The organism is Mesorhizobium muleiense (assembly GCF_900099905.1).
Lineage (GTDB): Bacteria > Pseudomonadota > Alphaproteobacteria > Rhizobiales > Rhizobiaceae > Mesorhizobium > Mesorhizobium muleiense.
Genome location: NZ_FNEE01000001.1, coordinates 416,048 through 434,893, shown reverse-complemented (window position 1 = coordinate 434,893; position 18,846 = coordinate 416,048). Strand labels below are relative to the sequence as shown.

The following is an 18,846-nucleotide window of genomic DNA, read 5'->3' as shown; positions in this document are numbered from 1 at the left end:
CTGGACAATCTTGTTCCGCACCGCTGCATCTTCGCCACAGCCGACGGCGCTGCGATGTTCAAAGCCAAGCCGAACCTGTTGGGAACTCGCGAGCCAGCTTTCCGTTCAACCTCTCAATCGAATGACAACCCAAAGCCGACACAGCGTCTGGAGTGAAATCATGAAATCGCAGCTCGTCGCCGAAAGCGCCGGACAAAGGACGTTCGTTGTGGTGCTTGATCCCGGCGAGGAAGCGTTCGCGGCGCTCACATCTTTCGCTGTTGATAACGATATTGGCGGCGCCTCGCTGACCGCGCTCGGCGCCTTCGAAAAGGCGACTGTCGGCTGGTTCGACATCGAGGAAAAAACTTATCGGAAAATCCCGGTGCTGGAACAGTGCGAGGTGCTCAGCGCGATCGGCGACGTTGCGATCGGCGACGACGGCAAGCCCAGCCTTCACGTCCATGCGGTGCTCGGATTGCGCGACGGCAGCACGAAGGGCGGACATCTGCTCGATGGCATTGTTCGGCCTACACTCGAAGTCACTTTGGTGGAAACGCCTGGTCATCTGCGCCGCAGAAAACGTCCGGAACTCGGCATCGCCTTGATTGATCTGGATGCCTGAACACGGATCAGGCCAGGTCCGCTGAACTGCGTTCCGGTCCGATCATCCCTTTTGTTTGATTTGTTTAGCATCCGCGGGCGGCTCGGGTGCGGCCTCCCAGCCGAACACGCTGCGGCCGCCGAGCTGATGCGACCGATCGAACTCTCCGGCGACGATTTCCCTCAGGCTCGGGCCGGTGACATAGCGTTCGACCTGCCGCGACTGCTCGTCCAGCCGCTTCAAGGCGCCGAGTTCTTCGTCGCGACCGAGCCTGGCCTTGTGGACGGCCGACTTTAGCACGCCGATCGTTTCGTCATAGACTTTCAGCGGCACGGGGAACGGATGCCTGTCCTTGCCGCCATGTGCCAGCGAGAAGCGCCCGGGATCGGAAAAACGGCATGGCGCGCCATGCAAAACCTCGGCCACCAGCGCCAGCGCCCGCACCGTGCGCGCACCGACGCCGGGTACCAGGAGAAGTTCGGAGAAATCGGCGGGGCCACGCTCGGCAGCCGCAGCCATGTTGCCATGAAGACGACGCATGACGACATCGCTTTCGCGAACGTCGTGGTGCGCCGGCATGACCAGGTGCGGCAGCATTGGCTGATCGGGCTCCGGTGCGACAGCCACATCACGTTCGAGCGCGGCGAACTCCCTCAGAATGCGATCCGGTCCGAGATCCTGCAGGAGATTCAACTGGCCCTTGCGCGAGGCGTCGGCGCGGCGGTCGGTCAGGTTGACGATCTCGCCCTGGTTGGCGCCTTCGATGGCGGCATGCGGCTGCTCGACGAAACTCTTCAGGCCTTCGGACAGCCAGTGATAGCGGCGCGCGACCTTGCTGTCGCCGTTCATGCCCTGCTGCACCACGACCCAGTCGCCGTCATCGGTGACGATAAAGCCATGCAGATAAAGGTCGAAGCCGTCCTGGACCGCGGCGCTGTCAACCTTGGCGACGAGCCGGCTTGCCGTCGCCAGGCCTGTTCCGTCGAAGCCAACGCGCTCGCCGATGACGGCAAGCTCATGCGGGGTCTTGCGCGAATGCGCGCCGCGGCCGCCGCACACGTGAATACCGAGTTCGCCGGAGAGCGGAGCCAAACCACGTTTGAGGGCGCCGATGACGCTGGTTGTGATGCCGGAGGAATGCCAGTCCATTCCCATGACGGCGCCAAACGACTGGAACCAGAAGGGATGCGCCAGCCGGCGCAGCAGCTCTTCGCGACCGTAATGGTGAATGATCGCCTCGCACATGACGGCTCCAAGGCGCGTCATCCGGTCGCCGAGCCATTTCGGCACGCGTCCGCCATGAAGTGGAAGGTCTGCGCTTCCCGATCGTTGTGCCAAATTTTTCTGCCTGTTCCGACCTATGCCTTGCGCTCAACAGATAGTATAGAAAGCGGCGTGAAGAAGCGATGATGCCGTTTGGATTACAAACTGATCGCAATTCAATTCAGCTGGGCCATTCGGGTCCCATCGGCGGCGTTGCCGGTTACCGGTCGGCCGGATTTCCGACCGCCGGATCGCGCCGCCTTGAATATCTTCCCACACGCGGCAGATGGTCGCCAAATTCCACCCACGGCAGCTTCATGTCCCAATAGGCATGAGCCTGCGGCGCAAAGCGCTCGGGGTGGTCGAAGAAGCCGATCGTCAGATAAAGTTCCTCGGGAAGCCCCTGGTCGAAGTAGGCTATGGATGTCCCGCAATCGGCGCAGAAGGTGCGGAGCACGCCTCGGGTCCTTGAGAATTTTTTTGGCGCGCCGGTGAGCAATCTGAATTGGGCCGGCCGATAGCCGACCCAGAAAGTCAGCGGGCTGCCTATCGCCTTGCGACAATCGTCATCGTGATCGGAGCAAATCCAGAACGGGTCACCATGCATCTCAGCACTTATCGAACCGCAAAAACAGGAGCCGGTCTCGATTCTGGTCATCGAACTATCGCTTCTGATCGAGGCGACCGTTGCGGGTGCAGCGTCCGCAGGGTGATGGAGTAGCGGTGCGCGGCAACCGGCGGGATGCTGTGCTCCCATTCGGTGCGCGCCGGGCCCGTCATCAGGTAAGCCGATCTTGGCTCGAGGGTGACGGTCTCGCGAGCCCATCTCGTGCCGTTCTTCCGGCGGAGCCGAAAGCTGCATGGCGCAAGAAGAGAAACGCCGGCCACGGCATCGAACTGCGGCTTGTCGCGATGCCAGCCGATACCGTTTCTTACGGCCTTCCAATCCATTCCGCCGATCCTCTTTCTCTCGATCGATACCGATCGAAGCCCAGTCATGTTCAGGACAGGGGATCGGCGGCGCCTCGACCACCTTGCGTTGGTCAAAATCGTAGCGCAGGCCAAAACCGGCGACGCGCCGGTTTGCGAGATGGCCATGAAAGTCGAAAGGCTGGAAGGCGAGACTTTCGAGCTGCCGCACCAGTTCGGCCTCTTCCGCCGCCGTGATCAGCTCCGGCTGGTAGCGAAATCCCTCCGGCAGGTCGTCACGTGCGTGAAAGTCGGGCGCACGAAACAGGTCGCCTTGCCCGGCGAATTCCGGCTGCCTGGTTTTGAGCGATGGCATCAGCCCTAATTGGTGAAGCCGGCCGGCGGCGGCAAGGCCTTGGAGGCGACGAGCCGGCCGATCATCGCCCCCATCTCGGGCGAGACGGAACCTGGCTTGCCGGGGTGGGTTATTGTCCAGAAGCGGCGAGTATTGGGGCCGAGTGTTGGGAAATGCCCTCAGCTGCTATTCAACGTATGAATTACGATCCGGCGACGAGGATCCTCTCCGTATGGTTTGTCCCAAGCGGAATCGCTACGATTACCACAACGTGCCGCCGCAAACCTACGCCGCATTCCGCAACGCCTCGTCAAAAGGCCGGTTCTTCAACGCTTTCATTCGAGACCGGTATAGCTATCATCTGGTCGAGCAGAGCCAGTCGGGCTGAGATCTTTTGCCCTTGTCGCGCGTAATGCATCCGGGAGAATCCGGTCGGTCGGCCGATCCCTCATTGCGCGGGCGGCGTTCCGGGTTGATCGCCGCCCGTGGTCGTCTTCGGCGTCGGGTCCTTGTCGACTTCGGGATTTTGATCGACGGTGTTGGTGTTACTCTGGGTCGGCTCAGTGCTGCTGGTGCTGCCCTGCGTCGGCTCGGCCTCGTTGCTGCAACCTGCCAGAGCCAGAGCCGCCACCAGCGCCGACAAAAACGACAGGCTCGTCAGTGATAATCCAGTCATGGCCAACCGCTCCCTTGCTGCTCGACAACGGCGGGTGGTGAATTTGGTTGCAGCGGAATGGCTTGTCTGCTGGCCAGGCCCTTCTGATCATCGCCGCGCAGGCGCCAAAGGAACAAATCTCGGCGCCGCCACGTTGCATTTCCTGTGCAATGCTTGTGACAGTGAGGCTATCGTCTTGGCGCCGAGAGCAAATTGGAAGGGTTTTCTGAAAATCGGAGAACTCAGCTGTCCGGTGGCGCTCTATACGGCTGCCTCAACCTCCGAGCGGATCGCCTTCCACACGATAAACCGCGCCACCGCTCATAGGGTGCATCGCGCCTTCGTCGACAGCGATAGCGGCAAGCCGGTCGAGAAGGACGACCAGGTAAAAGGCTATGAGATCGGCTCGGGTGAGTACGTCATGCTCGAACCCGATGAGGTCGCAGCCGCTGTTCCCGAGAGCGACAAGACGCTGTCGGTCTCGGCCTTCATCGGCTGTTCCGATGTCGACGACGTGTATTTCGACAAGCCTTATTACCTGGCCCCGTCGGACAAACACGCGGAGGAAGCGTTTGGGCTGATCCGCGAAGGCATGCGCAGGAAGAAAGTCGCCGCCATCGCTCAGACCGTCCTGTTTCGGCGCGTCCGGACCCTGCTCGTCCGCGCCTATGACGAAGGCCTGGTCGCAACGACGCTGAATTTCGATTACGAGGTGCGCTCGGCGGAGGAGGCTTTCGACAACATCCCCGACTTGAAGATCGAGGGCGAGATGCTCGAACTGGCCGAACACATCATCAAGACCAAGAAAGGCAAATTCGATCCGACCAAATTCGACGACCGTTATGAGGCGGCGCTGGCCGAGCTTGTGAAGGCAAAGCTCGAGGGCAAGAAGATCGCCGTTCCGAAGCCGGCCAAGCGTGAGAGGGTCGTCGACCTTATCGATGCGCTGCGCCAGAGTGCCGGCGTTGGCGGGAAGCAGCCCTCGACAAGAAAGCCCGCGGCAAAGTCAAAGCCAGCGCGCCATGCCAAGGCGAAGCAGACAGCGCCGCGTCGGAAGGCCGGCTGACCGATGGCGCTCGAGACCTACCGCAAGAAGCGCAATTTTTCCGTTACCCCGGAGCCGCAGGGCCGCAGGGCGCCGAGGACCGGCAACAGCTTCGTCATACAGAAGCACGATGCCACCCGGCTCCATTATGATTTTCGTCTCGAAATGGACGGCGTCCTGAAGAGCTGGGCCGTCACAAAAGGGCCGAGCCTGATCCCCGGCGAGAAGCGTCTTGCCGTCCACGTCGAGGACCATCCTCTGGAATATGGCGACTTCGAAGGCACAATCCCGAAGGGCGAGTATGGCGGCGGCACCGTCCTCCTTTGGGACAGAGGCACTTGGACGCCGATCGGCGACGCGCATCGCGGCTATGCGAAAGGCCATCTCGACTTCGAACTTCACGGCGAGAAGCTTGGCGGCCGCTGGCATCTTGTGCGGATGGCCGGAAAGCCCCGGGAGAAGCGCGAGAACTGGCTGCTGATCAAAGGCGACGATGACGCCGCGCGCACCGAACGTGATCCCGACATTCTGGACGAGCGGCCGGAATCCGTCGCGACCGGCCGCAAGATCGAGGACGTCGCCGGCGAAGAGCCCGGCTGGTCGTCCAAGACAGGGCGCATTCGCAGGCGCCGCGGCGGCAGCACCAGGCCAGCTCCAGCGGAAGAGGCCCCCGCCACTGTCAGCGTTCCCGAACCGTCAAAGATCAAGGGCGCCAGGAAGGCGGCGCTTCCCGATTTCGTCGAACCGACGCTGGCGACCCTGGTCTCGTCAGCGCCGTCGGGCGAGCGCTGGCTGCACGAGATCAAATTCGACGGCTACCGGCTGCAGGCCAGGATCGAAGCCGGCCGCGTCAAACTGTTGACGCGGAGCGGTCTCGACTGGACGAAGAAATTCGGCAAGGCGGTCGTTTCGGCGCTGGCCGATATCCCTGTCGGGACGGCGCTGATCGACGGTGAACTCGTGGTCGAGACGTCAGCCGGCGCATCGGATTTTTCCGCGCTGCAAGCCGATCTCAGCGAGGGCCGCAGTGATCGCTTTCACTTCTACGTCTTCGACCTGCTTCATCTCGACGGCTACGATCTGCGCGACGGTGCGTTAATCAAGCGCAAGGAATTGCTGGAAAAAATCATCGGCAGTAACAGCGGCATCATCAGCTACAGCGGCCATTTTGAGGAGGATGGCGCCCTGGTGCTGCGACATGCCTGTCGGCTGAGCCTGGAAGGCATTGTCTCCAAGCTTCGCGATGCGCCCTACCGCGCCGGCCGCAGCAAGAACTGGGTGAAGTCGAAATGCTCGGCGCGGCAGGAATTTGTCGTGGCCGGCTATGTCCCCTCGACAACGTCGCGCAAGGCGATCGGTTCGCTTGTCCTGGGTGTCTATGACCACGGCAAGCTGCATCATGTCGGGCGCGTCGGCACCGGCTACACGGCAGCGGTCGCCGAGAGCCTGTTCAAGAAGCTCGAGCGGTTACGCATTCCGTCAAGCCCGTTCGAAAAACGGCTGAGCGCCGACGAGGCTCGGCAAGTCCGCTATGTCAGGCCGGACCTCGTCGCCGAAGTCGAGTTCCGGGCGTGGACCGCCGACGGCCATCTGCGCCACGCCTCGTTCCGCGGGTTGCGCGAAGACAAGCCGGCGAAAGAAATCACGCGCGAGACGCCGAAGACGAGCAAGGAGGTGGCCAGACCTCAGCGCCGGACCGTCAAGCTCACCCATCCCGACCGTCTTTACTGGCCGGACGAGGGCGTGACCAAGGAAGGCCTCGCCGACTATTATGCCGAGGTCTGGCGTTATGTGTCGCCCTACATCGTCGGCCGCGCGCTGGCGCTGGTGCGCTGTCCCAACGGGATTTCGGGCGAGCAATTCTTCCAGAAGCATGCCTGGAAGGGGCTCAACCCCAACATCGTACTGGTCCACGACCCCAAGGATCCGCCCGACGAGCGGCTGATCAGCATCAATGATCTCGACGGGCTGATCGGTCTCGTCCAGTCGGCGTCGCTGGAGATCCACCCCTGGGGCTCGACGGTGAGCGATTGGGAGCGTCCGGACACGATCATCATGGATCTCGACCCCGGCGAAGGCGTGAGCTGGGAGGCGGTGATCGAAGCCGCCGTCGAGACCCGCGACCGGCTGAAGGATGCGGGGCTTGTCCCCTTCATCAAGACCTCCGGCGGCAAGGGTCTGCACGTCGTGGCGCCATTGAAGCCGAAAGCCGAATGGCCAGCTGTAAAAGCCTTCACCAAGGCGATTGCCGACTCCATGGCCGCCGACAGTCCCAACCGCTACGTCTCGACCATCACAAAATCGAAACGGCGCGGGAAAATCCTGGTCGATTATCTGCGCAACCAGCGTGGTGCGACCGCGGTCGCACCCTATTCGACAAGAGCACGACCGGGTGCGGCGGTGTCGATGCCGCTTGCCTGGGACGAGCTCGGCCCCGGCATCGGACCGGCCTATTTTACCGTCGAGAACACACCGACCCGGCTTGCCTCGCTGTCGTCGGACCCCTGGCAGGATTTCCGCGCGGCCGCAGCGCCAATCGAAGACCGTGCAAACCGGCGCAAGAGAGCGGCTTGAGGACGGCACTGCGAGTGCATGCATCGGAATAATCAGGCGATCTGCTCGAGCGTGCATTGCTCGGGCGCCTTGTCTGGTCGCCAGCGCAGGAACTTGGTGCCGTGCCGGAAACGGTCGCCGGTGACGTGATCGAAGCGCACTTCGACCACCAGTTCGGGCCGCACCGGCTCCCATTCGCCGCTGCGCTCGGTGCTCCAGCGGCTCGGCCCGCCCGGCGCCTTTCCGGTAAAGCCCGGTGGCTCGCGCATGGCTTCGAGCTTGCGGGTAAGCTCGGCCCTGTCCTCCTTGGCAATGGTCGAGGTGAAACCGACGTGGTCGAGCTTGCCGGCCTCGTTGTACAGACCCAGCAGCAATGATCCGACCTGACGACTGCTGCTGAGATAGCGAAAGCCGCCGACCACACAATCGGCCGACCGCAGCCGCTTCACCTTCACCATCGCGCGCACCCCCGGTTGGTACGGACCGTCCAGCCGCTTGGCAACGACGCCGTCTGTCGCCCCATGTCCGGCATCCCCTAGCCAGGAGCGGGCTTCCTTCACATCGCGCGTGCAGTGCGAAAGCACGATGTTCCTGCGGTTTGCCGAAGCGACGAAAGCCTCAAGGATCGCTCGCCGTTTTTTCAGGGTCCGCGCCAACCAGACGGTTCCGTGCTGATCGCAGAGCATGTCGAACAGGACGATGCTAGCCGGGGTTTCGGCGGACAGCTTGCGGATCCTGCTCTCGGCGGGATGAAGCCGCATCTGGAGCGCGTCGAACGAAAACTTGCCGTCGACCGAGATGACGATTTCCCCGTCGACGACAAAACGGCGCGACGGCAGTCCCTTCAATGTCGCGAGGAGTTCGGGAAAATAGCGTCCTAGCGGCTTGCCTGACTTTGCGCGCAACTCCACCGCATCATCCTGGCGAAATGCCAGGCAGCGAAAACCATCCCATTTGCGTTCGTATTGCCATCCATCTCCTTCGGGAATCGCATCGGCCGCCTTTGCCTCCATTGGAGGCGTATCGAGCGGCAGGAGGAAATCGCTGGATCGGCGGGTGCTGTCGAAAGCAGGATCGCGGGGTATGACCTTCATTGTGCTGCCTTTGTCTCCCAGCCCAGCCTGCTCCCAGGCGCTTATTTCCGCTTTCCGGGCTCCGAGCCGATGCTCTTGCGCAGCGCATCCATGATGTTGATCACGTTGCTGGCCGGTTGCTCGGCCTTGGCCTTCGCCTTGGCCGGACCCTTCTTGCCCTTCTTCTTCGAGGCAATGATCTCCAGCAGCCGCGCCTGGACCGGATCTCCGGTCATGGCGGGATCCCACTGCCTGGTTCGCTCATCGATCAGGGTCGAGACCATATCCATCAGTTTCGGATCGGGTTTGACGTCGTCGATCTTGCCAAAATAATCCTCGGGATCGCGAACCTCATCGCCATAGCGCAGTGTCCACAGCACGATGCCCTTGCCTCGTGGTTCAAGCATGACGGCGCGCTCGCGGCGGTACATGACCAGTCGCGATATTCCGACCGTCCCCGTCGATTTCATTGCGCCGCGAATGACCGAGAATGCCTCCTCCCCTACCGGGTCGTCAGGGGTGAGATAGTGCGGCTTGTCGTACCAGATCCAGCCGATGCTGTCGGCATCGACAAACATGTCGATATCGATGGTACGCGTGCTCTCGAGCGCAACCGCTTCGATCTCGTCGTCCTCGAGCAGGACGTATTCGTCCTCGCCGCGCTGGTAGCCCTTCACCTCGTCGTCTTCAGCAACGGGCTTGCCGCTGACGGCATCGACATATTGGCTGACCACCCGATGCCCGCTCTTGCGATTGAGCGTATGGAACCGGACCTTCTCGCTCTCGGTGGTAGCGGGCGTCATCGCCACCGGACAGGTCACCAGCGAAAGCTTCAGATAGCCTTTCCAGAAAGGACGTGGCGCCATCGAGCACCCCCGGCAGGAGTAAAACAGTCGAACGCAGCAGGGCGATCGATTGTTCCAGCAGCGTTTTTTTCGCGCGCCAAGGCCACGGCATTAGCCCATTGCCTGAGACGCCCTCCGGGCCAGCAGCAGAACCGGGGCCAATCGCATGGTTCGGCAAATTTTTACCAAGGTGAGACGAAACAATTGCCTCCTATCGTCGTTTCGCCAGTAAGGAATTTTGGTCGAGGAGCGCGACCGGCCGGGGTGTTTTCGACAATCCGGGCCTGAGCAGCGCGATGCCAGGGTCAAAAGGGTGAAGACCATGCGCTTTGACGCCTTGGGATTCAAAGATCGAACGGATGCGGGGCGCCAGCTTGCCGCCGCTTTGGCCAGGTTCGCGGCAACCGATCCAATGGTGCTGGCGCTGCCGCGCGGCGGCGTGCCGGTTGGCTTCGAAGTGGCGAAGGCACTCCGTGCCCGGCTCGACGTGCTGCTTGTGCGCAAGATCGGCGCGCCGGGCCATTCCGAATATGGCATCGGCGCGGTCGTCGACGGGGAAAATCCGCAGCTCGTCCTCAACGAGGAGGCGATGGCTTTGGTCCGGCCGTCAGACGAATACGTCGAAGCAGAGAAGCGGCGGCAACTGCTCGAAATCGAACGTCGCAGAAACCTTTATCTCGGAAGCCGGCCTGCGGCTTCGGTCCTGGGCCGGACCGTCATCGTCGTCGATGACGGCATTGCGACCGGAGGCACGGTCAGAGTGGCGCTCAAGGCGCTAAGGAAGGATCGCGCCGCGCATGTCGTGTTGGCCGTCCCGGTCGCACCTCGGGACACGCTGGACCTGATCAAAGCCGATGCGGACGAAGTGGTCTGTCTCGCCACGCCTGAGCCGTTTGTTGCGGTGAGCCGGTATTATGAGGACTTCGAACAGACCACGGACGCGGAAGTGATCCGGCTGCTGCGTGAGGCAGAGCAGTTTGAGAGCAGGTCGTCGACGCGATCTGCCGAAGGAGCACGCCATGGCTAGCAAGGACCGACAACCGATGGCGATCGTCGAGCGCGGCGATATTTCTGCGCGAACTCAAAATGACCAAATCGCGCCATCCGATAGAACCGCTCTTCAGTGGCGAATAGGCCTGGCCTGAGCCAAACGGCCCCTCCCCTTGCGCTCGCAGCCGACCTGAAGCGCGGCCCCGGTCAGGGCCGCGCCACCGCGCGCCAGCGGCGGTTGAGCCGTCAATCGCGCAAACGATTGGCAGCGTGATCCTGGCGCTGCTCAGTCGCGATCTGCCTGGAATCCAGACCGCGTTGCTTCGTGTGCTGGGCCTTGTCGCGGTTGGACAGGACTTTGTTTTCCTCGAGCTTGTCCTTTGGGGTGGTGGTCATGGCGCCTGCACCGGAACCCTTTCCCCGCGCACCCGCTCCGATGTGCTTCTTGCTACCTTTTGCCATGGGCTTGCTCCAATTCTTAGTCGTCGGGACGGTTCTTGTGATGAACGCTCTGCTGATTTTCTCCGCGAAGGATGTTGCGATCGTCAGGGTCAACGAGGTCGGGTGTCTTGGACCTGATTTCCGACCCCTTGCGCAGCGCTTCACGTTCCGCTGCTGATCGCTTCAGGTCAGCCTCTGCGTCGAAATCCTTGCCGGCGCCCTTCGTGTTCTCCCGCTTTTCAATGATGCGCAATTGCTGCTCATGGGTTCTGCGTCCAGCCATTGGTTTCCTCCAAGGTGCCTTGCGTTCGATTTTTTGAGGCCCAGATAGCTGGCGGAACCGTCCACTTCCGGTGATTGCAGTTGGCCACGGTCCTTGCCGAACCGGACCAATCGTGCGCCACCACGATCTGAGCCTGTCCTTATGGCGATAATGGCAGGGCGGCGGGATCGTTCCGAGATGGCGGCCGAATAAACCGTCTATTCGCTCATCTGCTCCGGGCTGCTATCCGCATTTGCCATGATCCGTCAGTTTTTCTCCCCGCGGTGTTCCGATGGAACATCAGAGCATCTCCGTCGTTCGGCGACTGATCGCCTATGTCCACGTCTGACGCCCCGCCGCAGCGAGCGCGTAAAGCTGCAAGAGGATGGACCGCACGATCAAGGACGCCACGGTCAAACGCTTCTACTACGAGAGCCACGATCAGCTCAGGTAACACCTCGCCGACTTCGTTGCTGCCAACAACTTCGCTCGCAGGCTCAAGACCCTCAAGCGCGATCCAACGGACTCGCGAGCAGGTTACGCCGCCCTGCGCCGAACTGGAACTCGGTCGGGCTTGAGCAGCTCGTATCGATCAAGGGATCAAAAACCCGCACATCTGGCGAAGTCCTGGATGATTTCGGCACATTCTTTCGAGCGCACGATGCGATGATGGGCTGATCGGAACTTTGCTTCCGCATTCTTGGCAGCCGAGGTTGGTTGGAACATGTCGCCCCGAGTCGAACGCATTCACAGCGATGAGCGTCTCCCGGCCGAGGTCGACGTCGTCATCGTCGGCGGCGGCATCCTCGGCTCTACGGCCGCCTATTTCCTGGCGAAGCGTGGCCTCTCTGTGGCTCTGCTCGAGAAGGGCCACGTCGCCTGTGAACAATCGAGCCGAAACTGGGGTTGGTGCCGCCAGCAGAACCGCGATCGGCGCGAACTGCCGCTCTCGGTGATCTCCATGCGACTGTGGGACGAGCTGACGCGCGATATCAATCGGGACCTTGGATTTCGACGCTGCGGTCTCGTCTATGCCACTCACGACGAGGCTGTGCTCGCCGGCTGGGAAAGGTGGCGCGAGGTCGCCAGGGAGTACGAGGTCGACACCCGCATGCTGAGCCGGGCGGAGGTGGCCGAGCGCGTCCCCGAAGCGCGCGACAAATGGGTCGGCGGGACCTATTCGGACCGGGATGGTAAGGCCGAACCTGCGCTCGCCGCGCCGGCTATCGCCGATGGGGCCAGAGCTCTGGGCGCCACCATCCACCAGGAATGCGCCGCGCGGGCGCTCGACTTGGCCAATGGCAAGATTGCGGGCGTGCACACGGAGAAGGGCTACATCAGAACCAGCGCGGTGCTGTGCGCCGCTGGCGCCTGGTCCTCGCGCTTCCTTAGGCCGCTCGGGATCAGTTTCCCCCAAGCGAGCATCCGGCAGACCGCGCTGCGTTCCACCCCGACAATCAACATAGGCGAGGCGGTCTCCACACCCTACTGCACGATCACGCGCCGACTGGACGGCAGCTATACGCTTGCGATCAGCGGCAAGGCGAACCTCGAAATCACGCCCCAGGCTATCCGGTATAGCCGGGAATTCATGCCGCAATTCTTGCGTCGCCTGAAGAACGTCAGGCTCGGCATCGGCCAATCGTTCCTTTCGGGGCCGGATTCAATGCCGGCGCTGCTGACCAGCGACGATCGGATCTTCGAACAGAATCGGGTGCTGGATCCTCCACCCTTAAAATGGCTGGTAAGCCAAGTGGTGGAGAGTGTCCGGAAGACCTTCCCCCAACTCGGCGATATAGAGATCGATAGTGCCTGGGGCGGCTTCGTCGATTGCACGCCGGACGCAGTGCCTGTGGTGTCGCAGGTGGACGGGGTGAAAGGCCTCGTCCTCGCGGCGGGCTGCTCGGGCCACGGCTTCGGTTTGGGCCCGGGGCTTGGCTATCTGGCCGCAGAGCTTGTCGTAAACGACACGCCATGCGTCGATCCTACACCGTTCCGCCTGTCGCGTCTGGTCGACGGCTCGAAGCTGGACATCGCCGCTATCTGAAGATCAGCCGGAAGTCAGGCCTGACGCGCACCAAGCGAAGTCAAAGTGTCAGCAGACGGGTGAGCGGAATCCCCACGTTCCCTCGCAGTCAAGTCTCCGGGTGCATGAGCGCAACGTGGTAGGAGTTGCACCAGAATCCGCTCGGGAGAGCGCCGCGCTCATCGCGCTCGTCTTTGGCGCAGTTGGAACCGTCGCAGGAGTTCATTCTAGCGTTTTCTGCTTCTGCCGGTAAGGCGAATTGCTCGGCCCATACGCCGCGCCAGCGGCCGGGATGTTTGCCGCAACCTACACACGTGGCAGCGCAAACTCAACGCCGTGGCCCTGCACTACGGCATCATGCGGGAGACCGGTTTGTACGGCGCTGGGGTGTCGTCGACAACGTCTTAACCAACCTGTGGATGCTCGCCCCCTGCGCGGGGCACGCACGGCTTTATCTCACCCAGCTCTTCCACAGGCGGAGCGGCCCCGCACCTCGTCCACGCCGGAGGCGTCAATCTCAGCGCCGCTTCTTACAAGCGCCCTCGCCCTGCTTCTCCCGGTTGTCCTTGGCCTGGGGCGGTCATTGGCCCGGGACAACACACTGGAGGCAACCATGCCCAACACCGCCGAGATCCTTGTCGACACATTTCGACGGCCGTGCGTTACAGGATTTCCGCTCAAGCTTCTGGTGATCAAGAACAACATGCTCAACCAGATCGCCTGGGAGCAAATGATGTTCCTTGGCAACCCGCAATTTGCCTGCGAACTCCAGCCGATCGATTTCGCCCTGGCCGCGGAAGCCATGGGGGGCATCGGCTACAGCGTCACCCGGCCTGAGGACGTCAATGGGGTTCTTGATGCTGCATTTGCCGCGGAAGGTCCGGTGATCATAGAGGCGGTCGTCGACGCATATGAACCTATGCTGCCGCCGCGCATGCCGAACGAATATCGCAAGAACATGCGCACAGCCCTGCGGGAAACGCCGGGCCGCAAGGAGATCGAAGCAAACCTCGCTAGGGAGCCGCTGAAGACGATGATGGGCTGAGCTCCCTGGCCGGTCAGTCCTTGGTGTAGGCGCCTGGCTGGCGGCCGCTCTTCGGAGCCTTGGCGTCCTTGGAACGCTCGGCGATCGACGGACCGGCGCCGGATGTCTTTTCGGTCGCTGCGCTGGGCGTGGACCGCCTGGGCGGGTCCTGCCCTTCGGATTGATGGGTTTTGTCCTCCACCTCGTCCCTTGACCGGGTCAGGCCCATGCCGCCGGCAGGCTTCTTGTTGCCGGCTGCCTCCTGGGAAAATTGATCCGACGCGTCGGCATCTTTCTTGGCCGGGTACTTGGTCGCGCCATGTTCGTAACGGGTCTCGTTTTTGTTCATAGCATTTCTCCGGTTTCACGGATTGTGGCTAAACACTCCTGTTGCGGTACCGCCGCCAGCGCTCCCGACGGCGGCATATGCGATGCGTGCAGCGCCCGGCCGGCGCGGCTGCCGATATTCGGCACGCTCAGGCGTCCTCAGTCAGGCGTCCTGCCATGGCGCGTGCAGGATGTCGGCGCCCGGCTGCTCGTCGAACAGAACCGCGCAGCCGCGCGCCCACGCCACCGGCGACAGTGCGTTGGCCACGATTTCGTCCGGCGAGATGAAATCACCGGTCAGCACCCGCAACTCTTCGACGGCTTTGGCCATCGACACCAATCGCCCTGCGGCGCGGTCGGTGGTGCAGGCGTCGATGACGGAAACGAGATCGATCATTTGGAACTGGCCCATCATAGGCCTCCGCAAACAGCATCCCTTCGCAGCTATGAACGTCGCAACGATCTACAATGTTCCCGGCCGGCCGAACGCATCGGCACTAAGCCTGGTCTATCGCGTCCTTGAGCTTGCTCAGGAACGCCACCAGAGCATCCTCCGGCCGATCGGCCTCGTCGGTCAGCATGTCGATACCCCAGCGTCCGAGGACCGCTTCCTGGACGACGCTCGGTTGCGGCATGAAGACGAACGATTTCGGACGATTCCTTTCATAACCGGACCGGCGCCAGGTTTCCCAAAGCCGATACAGCAACAGACGGATGTTCATGTCTGACATGCTGTAGCCGATGAACAGGACGGTGCGCCCGAGTGCGTCGGCGCGAAACTTCACGTCCAACGGCGACTCGAACGACAGCCGCTCGAAATAGTCGGACTCCGCCAGGACCAGCGATGCGTCGTCGTCGAAATCGCCGTGATATTTGATGATCTGGGTAACCTCGCCGTTCACCTTGGCGATATCCTTGGCATTGGCCACTTTTACGAACGCGCGGTCGTGGACTTCGAACGCAACCTCAAGGTTTCGATCATAGTTGGTTGTGTAGATGATCGGGAAATCGAGTGACACGATCAGCTTGTGGATCGCCGATCCCTTGACTTTTTCCCGCGAGACGCTCCATTCGCGATCCATCCAACTGCGCAAGGGGCCGAGACTGCCATGCTTTAGCCGGTAATATTCGGCAAGAGCCTGGTAACTGGACTCTGGCCTGTCGACCACGTCTCGATCGAGGCCGAGTTCATCCACCATATGCTCGATGAGCGTCTCCCAGGATGGCAGGCCGACGCTCATCGACACACCCGCCCCAACGAACAAGATCGCTCGTCGCTCTTTCACGGATTGAGCCAGTTGCTCAAGTGCAGACGGCATGGCCAACTCACCAGGCAATGATCCAAACACAACTGCGAAAGCCGCCCTCTGTTCCGCAGAAGCCGGATCAGCGCCAAGTCTGTTCAGAAACCGGGTCTGTTCGGAAAATCGGGTGTGTTCAGCAAATGCGGCGCAGACTGGAACCGCTGAGCCAGATCGAAGTTTGGTGTCAGGGGAGAGACCATGATGGCCGTCCGACGAGATCAGACCAAAGCGAGAGGCGATATTCAGGCCGGGGCGACACAGGACAAGACCCCGGGGTTCGACCCTGCCGCGGCACCTGAAAAGACCGACGCCGAAGCGGCCGGTATGCCAAATCCTGTCGCCGAGGCTCGTCCACGGCGACAGCCTGAGTTCACGAATGAAGCAAGCTTCGGCGATGCGATGCGGCCGGCAGCAAGCGAGCCTGGTCTTCAGCCTGGCAAGAACTGGCCGGTGCTGGTGATTGCCGCAGTCGTTCTCGTAGCGGCCGCGGCCTTCGTGCTGGCAGCCATGCTGCGCTAGCGAGGTAGGTTTCGAGAGCTTATCGGCCCCCGGACATGAAACGGGCACAGATATACGTGAGCCATCCCCCGTAACTTCCGTAAGGATCTGGCCGCGCCGCCATGTCACGCCCAAAAGCATAGTTCAGTTCGGTGAGGCCGTGATGAACCTGGCCGATCTGCCGAAGATCGAGCCGATGATGCCGCATGACGACAGGTAGATGCCGGACAGCGCCGAGACCATCACGTCGATGGCACCAAAGTAAATCGACTCACCAATTCACAAGCCACTCATGATCATTTTCCCGACTGCCAAAAGGCTCGGGTAATAGCCGCTGTACTTGGGCAGGCTGCCGGGCATGTCCAGCACACGACGGTGATAGAATATATCCATCCGAACCGGCGGCAGCCGGGCCCCGGGCTCGAAATTGCTGGCCGGGATGAACATCGTCTTGAACGGCCCAAAGCCCGCAACCTCCACAACCGGCTTGCCGCAGGTCCGGCAGGCCCCGCGATTGAAGTTCGGCGGCGGACGGTATTTCTTGAATGAAATATTGCCGGCGTTTTTCAGCACGACACCCTTGGCGCGAACGGCAGCCACGTCCGCAAACGGTTTGCCGTTGAACGCCTGGCAAATCAGGCAGTGGCACCGGAATCTACCCTTCGGGGCAGTACGCACCTCGAACGAGCAAGCGCCGCATTCGCAGGAGCCGTGCAGTGGCAACAATGGGTCGGTCGTCATGTGCTGATGCTCCTGAACTCGATTTGATGACGGCATGCTGGTCACCGGAGCATCATGTTGAAGATGGTATCGATTGGCTGTCTGAAGGGCGCGCGCAGAAGGTTGGAGAGGTTCCAACGGCCCCGCTCATAAATCCCTTTGATTTTTGCGATTGCGTTCATGGTCCACTCCGATGTAGACAGAAGAAACTTACGCCCTGATGTAGCCCCTTAAGTAGCCAGTGTCAACAATGTATTCACAAGAAACTTAGAGGTACCATGCAGGACGCACCCAGCCGCCCCTATCACCACGGTGATCTCCGCCGTGCGGTTATCGAGACGGCGTTGGATATGCTTCGGGAGGAGAAGGGCTGGCAGTTCACCCTGCGGGAAGTCGCCCGCCGGGCTGGCGTAAGCCACGCGGCACCCTACAAGCACTTTTCCGATAAGGCCGCGCTGCTTGCGGAGATCGCTATGATTGGGTTCGACCGGCTGCGCGAGTCCCTATCGGCAGCGAAGTCTGAAGCGCCGAAAACTCTGCGCGACGAAATTACTCCGCTAGCTCGAGCCTACGTCGCGTTCGGAACGGACAATCCGGCTCTCTACCGCCTGATGTTTAGCGCGGAGGAGGGAAAAGCGGTGGGAATGCATCTCAATGAGCGGGCGCTGGCGGTATTCGACGTTCTCGTCGAAATCCTCCGGCGGGGCCAGGCCGCGGGGAGCATTCGCAAGCGGCCTATAGAAGGTCAGGCGGCAGCCGGCTGGGGGCTCATCCACGGCATGACCATGCTTGCGATCGATGGACTCCTGGTGCCCGAGAAGGTGGGATCGGCCCCCTTGGATGCGGCCTTGAGCACACTGTTGGAGGGGCTGGGAAACCCAGCACCACAACAATAGCTGGTGCCAACCCGCTCGCCCCGCCTACCGTATATCTGTGCCCTTTAATGTTCAGGGCCTTATTCGTAGCCGAGGGCCAGGTCATTGTGAACATCTGTCGCAGCGATCGCAGCCTGGCCGAAGGCGACTGCGATCTGGTTCAGAGCCTTGACCAGGTCGCCGATGGCATACACCCCCTCGACCGAAGTCCGCTGATGCTTGTCGACGATGACATAGCCCTCGTCGCAGCATTTGACGCCCATTGCCAGCGCAAGGTCGGAACGCACCTGGCATCCCATCGCCGGATAGATGACGTCGAAATGGCGCACCTCGCCGTCCTTGAGGATGGCCTGGTAGCCGCTGTCGGTGGGAACAAACTTTTTGAATGCGTCGCAAATAGCAATGTTCTCTTCCGTGGCCACGCGTCGTGTGCTGGCGGAAAAATCTGGAAGATAGCGTGCGATCATTGTGACGTGCTGCGTATACTGCTTGAGGAACAAGGCCTCTCGCAGCACCTGCGCCTCGTGACCGATGACCGCGACCTGACGATCTATGACTTCGTAGCCGTCACAAACCGGGCAAAGGCGTACGCTGCCTTTGGCGATGGCCTCGCGCAGACGCGGAATTGCAGGCACGACATCGACGATACCTGTCGCCAGGAATACCTTTCGGGCGACGATCCGCCCGCCGTTGGTTTCGGCGCCGAACCCGCCTACGGTCGGCTCGACCGATGACGCGTGATCCTGGATCAGTGTCGCTCCGAACTTGGCGGCCTGGGAACGAAGCCGCTGCAGAAGATCGGGGCCGCTGATCCCTTCCGGAAATCCCGGACAGTTGCGGCTTTCCGCAATCAGCCTCGCGCGCGGTTCACCCGCGTCGACCGCGACGACCCGATGACGGAACCTGGCGAGATAGATAGCCGCCGCCAGCCCCGCAGGTCCACCGCCAACGATGAGAACATCCGCTTCAGTCGCGGACGAGGCTGAATGTCGGCGTTTGCGCGCGGGTTGATCCATCCGCGCCGAACGCATTCATGGGAAAGATGTTCCAGCGCCGAAATCAAGCCACGGCATCCAAAGCGCGTCGCAATTTGAACGG

20 protein-coding genes and 2 pseudogenes are annotated in these 18,846 nt (G+C 61.7%); 9 read left to right on the top strand and 13 right to left on the bottom strand.

Annotated elements, in window-relative coordinates:
- Positions 1-160 precede the first annotated feature (160 nt).
- Complete coding sequence (locus BLT09_RS01915; RefSeq protein WP_023801352.1) at positions 161-604, top strand: PPC domain-containing DNA-binding protein; 444 nt, start codon at positions 161-163, stop codon at positions 602-604.
- A gap of 42 nt (positions 605-646) precedes the next feature.
- Here the strand turns inward: BLT09_RS01915 and BLT09_RS01910 are convergent, their stop codons facing one another.
- The 3 genes and pseudogenes from BLT09_RS01910 to BLT09_RS35785 all read right to left on the bottom strand — a co-directional run bounded on the left by BLT09_RS01910 (position 647) and on the right by BLT09_RS35785 (position 3,131).
- Complete coding sequence (locus tag BLT09_RS01910) at positions 647-1,921, bottom strand: DUF763 domain-containing protein (RefSeq protein ID WP_091590287.1); 1,275 nt, start codon at positions 1,919-1,921, stop codon at positions 647-649.
- 145 nt (positions 1,922-2,066) lie between these two features.
- Positions 2,067-2,504, bottom strand: coding sequence for a GFA family protein (locus BLT09_RS01905; protein WP_091590285.1), 438 nt, complete (start codon positions 2,502-2,504; stop codon positions 2,067-2,069).
- Positions 2,501-3,131 (bottom strand): annotated as a pseudogene (locus BLT09_RS35785) (alpha-ketoglutarate-dependent dioxygenase AlkB). Before BLT09_RS35785 ends, BLT09_RS01905 begins: the two are co-directional and overlap by 4 nt.
- A 211-nt stretch (positions 3,132-3,342) precedes the next feature.
- Between BLT09_RS35785 and BLT09_RS35780 the strand changes: the two are divergent.
- Positions 3,343-3,498 (top strand): KTSC domain-containing protein, encoded by a 156-nt coding sequence (locus tag BLT09_RS35780; protein ID WP_413468398.1) that lies wholly within the window; start codon positions 3,343-3,345, stop codon positions 3,496-3,498.
- A 60-nt stretch (positions 3,499-3,558) separates the two neighbouring features.
- Here BLT09_RS35780 and BLT09_RS01890 read toward each other — a convergent pair whose 3' ends face one another.
- The gene (locus BLT09_RS01890; RefSeq protein ID WP_091590823.1) at positions 3,559-3,786 is read right to left on the bottom strand and encodes a hypothetical protein; all 228 of its coding nucleotides are present in this window, start codon (positions 3,784-3,786) and stop codon (positions 3,559-3,561) included.
- Between the two features lie 175 nt (positions 3,787-3,961).
- Between BLT09_RS01890 and ku (BLT09_RS01885) the strand changes: the two genes are divergently transcribed.
- Together ku (BLT09_RS01885) and ligD are read left to right on the top strand one after the other, a co-directional pair.
- Entirely contained in the window at positions 3,962-4,831 is an 870-nt protein-coding gene (gene ku / locus BLT09_RS01885) for a non-homologous end joining protein Ku (RefSeq protein WP_091590284.1), read from the top strand.
- A gap of 3 nt (positions 4,832-4,834) precedes the next feature.
- Positions 4,835-7,384, top strand: coding sequence for a DNA ligase D (ligD, locus tag BLT09_RS01880; RefSeq protein ID WP_091590282.1), 2,550 nt, complete (start codon positions 4,835-4,837; stop codon positions 7,382-7,384).
- A 32-nt stretch (positions 7,385-7,416) separates the two neighbouring features.
- Here the strand turns inward: ligD and BLT09_RS01875 are convergent, their stop codons facing one another.
- Together BLT09_RS01875 and ku (BLT09_RS01870) are read right to left on the bottom strand one after the other, a co-directional pair.
- On the bottom strand, positions 7,417-8,457 hold the full coding sequence (locus BLT09_RS01875; RefSeq protein WP_091590281.1) for an ATP-dependent DNA ligase: 1,041 nt from the start codon (positions 8,455-8,457) through the stop codon (positions 7,417-7,419).
- Positions 8,458-8,498: 41 nt separating this feature from the next.
- Positions 8,499-9,302, bottom strand: coding sequence for a non-homologous end joining protein Ku (gene ku, locus BLT09_RS01870; RefSeq protein WP_091590279.1), 804 nt, complete (start codon positions 9,300-9,302; stop codon positions 8,499-8,501).
- A gap of 301 nt (positions 9,303-9,603) precedes the next feature.
- Here ku (BLT09_RS01870) and BLT09_RS01865 point away from each other — a divergent pair, with 301 nt between their 5' ends.
- Entirely contained in the window at positions 9,604-10,308 is a 705-nt protein-coding gene (locus tag BLT09_RS01865; RefSeq protein ID WP_091590822.1) for a phosphoribosyltransferase, read from the top strand.
- Between the two features lie 209 nt (positions 10,309-10,517).
- Here the strand turns inward: BLT09_RS01865 and BLT09_RS01860 are convergent, their stop codons facing one another.
- Together BLT09_RS01860 and BLT09_RS01855 are read right to left on the bottom strand one after the other, a co-directional pair.
- Positions 10,518-10,733, bottom strand: coding sequence for a hypothetical protein (locus tag BLT09_RS01860; RefSeq protein WP_027154083.1), 216 nt, complete (start codon positions 10,731-10,733; stop codon positions 10,518-10,520).
- 16 nt (positions 10,734-10,749) lie between these two features.
- Positions 10,750-10,995 (bottom strand): hypothetical protein, encoded by a 246-nt coding sequence (locus BLT09_RS01855; protein ID WP_091590277.1) that lies wholly within the window; start codon positions 10,993-10,995, stop codon positions 10,750-10,752.
- Positions 10,996-11,698: 703 nt separating this feature from the next.
- Here BLT09_RS01855 and BLT09_RS01850 point away from each other — a divergent pair.
- Positions 11,699-13,021 (top strand): NAD(P)/FAD-dependent oxidoreductase, encoded by a 1,323-nt coding sequence (locus tag BLT09_RS01850; protein WP_077382116.1) that lies wholly within the window; start codon positions 11,699-11,701, stop codon positions 13,019-13,021.
- A 652-nt stretch (positions 13,022-13,673) separates the two neighbouring features.
- Positions 13,674-14,045 (top strand): annotated as a pseudogene (locus tag BLT09_RS34580) (thiamine pyrophosphate-dependent enzyme); the annotation flags it as partial.
- A 13-nt stretch (positions 14,046-14,058) separates the two neighbouring features.
- Here BLT09_RS34580 and BLT09_RS01840 read toward each other — a convergent pair.
- The 3 genes from BLT09_RS01840 to BLT09_RS01830 all read right to left on the bottom strand — a co-directional run bounded on the left by BLT09_RS01840 (position 14,059) and on the right by BLT09_RS01830 (position 15,670).
- On the bottom strand, positions 14,059-14,373 hold the full coding sequence (locus BLT09_RS01840) for a hypothetical protein (protein WP_091590276.1): 315 nt from the start codon (positions 14,371-14,373) through the stop codon (positions 14,059-14,061).
- 141 nt (positions 14,374-14,514) lie between these two features.
- Positions 14,515-14,763, bottom strand: a complete 249-nt coding sequence (locus BLT09_RS01835; RefSeq protein WP_023801331.1) for a hypothetical protein — start codon at positions 14,761-14,763, stop codon at positions 14,515-14,517.
- A gap of 85 nt (positions 14,764-14,848) precedes the next feature.
- Positions 14,849-15,670, bottom strand: coding sequence for an SIR2 family NAD-dependent protein deacylase (locus BLT09_RS01830; RefSeq protein WP_091590274.1), 822 nt, complete (start codon positions 15,668-15,670; stop codon positions 14,849-14,851).
- A 183-nt stretch (positions 15,671-15,853) separates the two neighbouring features.
- On the opposite strand from BLT09_RS01830, the gene BLT09_RS01825 reads away from it, so the two are divergent.
- On the top strand, positions 15,854-16,174 hold the full coding sequence (locus BLT09_RS01825; RefSeq protein ID WP_023801329.1) for a hypothetical protein: 321 nt from the start codon (positions 15,854-15,856) through the stop codon (positions 16,172-16,174).
- 258 nt (positions 16,175-16,432) lie between these two features.
- On the opposite strand, the gene BLT09_RS01820 is transcribed toward BLT09_RS01825, so the two are convergent.
- Positions 16,433-16,894, bottom strand: coding sequence for a GFA family protein (locus tag BLT09_RS01820; RefSeq protein ID WP_091590273.1), 462 nt, complete (start codon positions 16,892-16,894; stop codon positions 16,433-16,435).
- A 257-nt stretch (positions 16,895-17,151) separates the two neighbouring features.
- Here BLT09_RS01820 and BLT09_RS01815 point away from each other — a divergent pair, with 257 nt between their 5' ends.
- Positions 17,152-17,769, top strand: coding sequence for a TetR/AcrR family transcriptional regulator (locus BLT09_RS01815; protein WP_091590271.1), 618 nt, complete (start codon positions 17,152-17,154; stop codon positions 17,767-17,769).
- Positions 17,770-17,828: 59 nt separating this feature from the next.
- On the opposite strand, the gene BLT09_RS01810 is transcribed toward BLT09_RS01815, so the two are convergent.
- Positions 17,829-18,779 carry an NAD(P)/FAD-dependent oxidoreductase gene (locus tag BLT09_RS01810; RefSeq protein ID WP_236473148.1) on the bottom strand — a complete coding sequence of 317 codons (951 nt, stop codon included), beginning with the start codon at positions 18,777-18,779 and terminating at the stop codon, positions 17,829-17,831.
- Positions 18,780-18,846 lie beyond the last annotated feature (67 nt).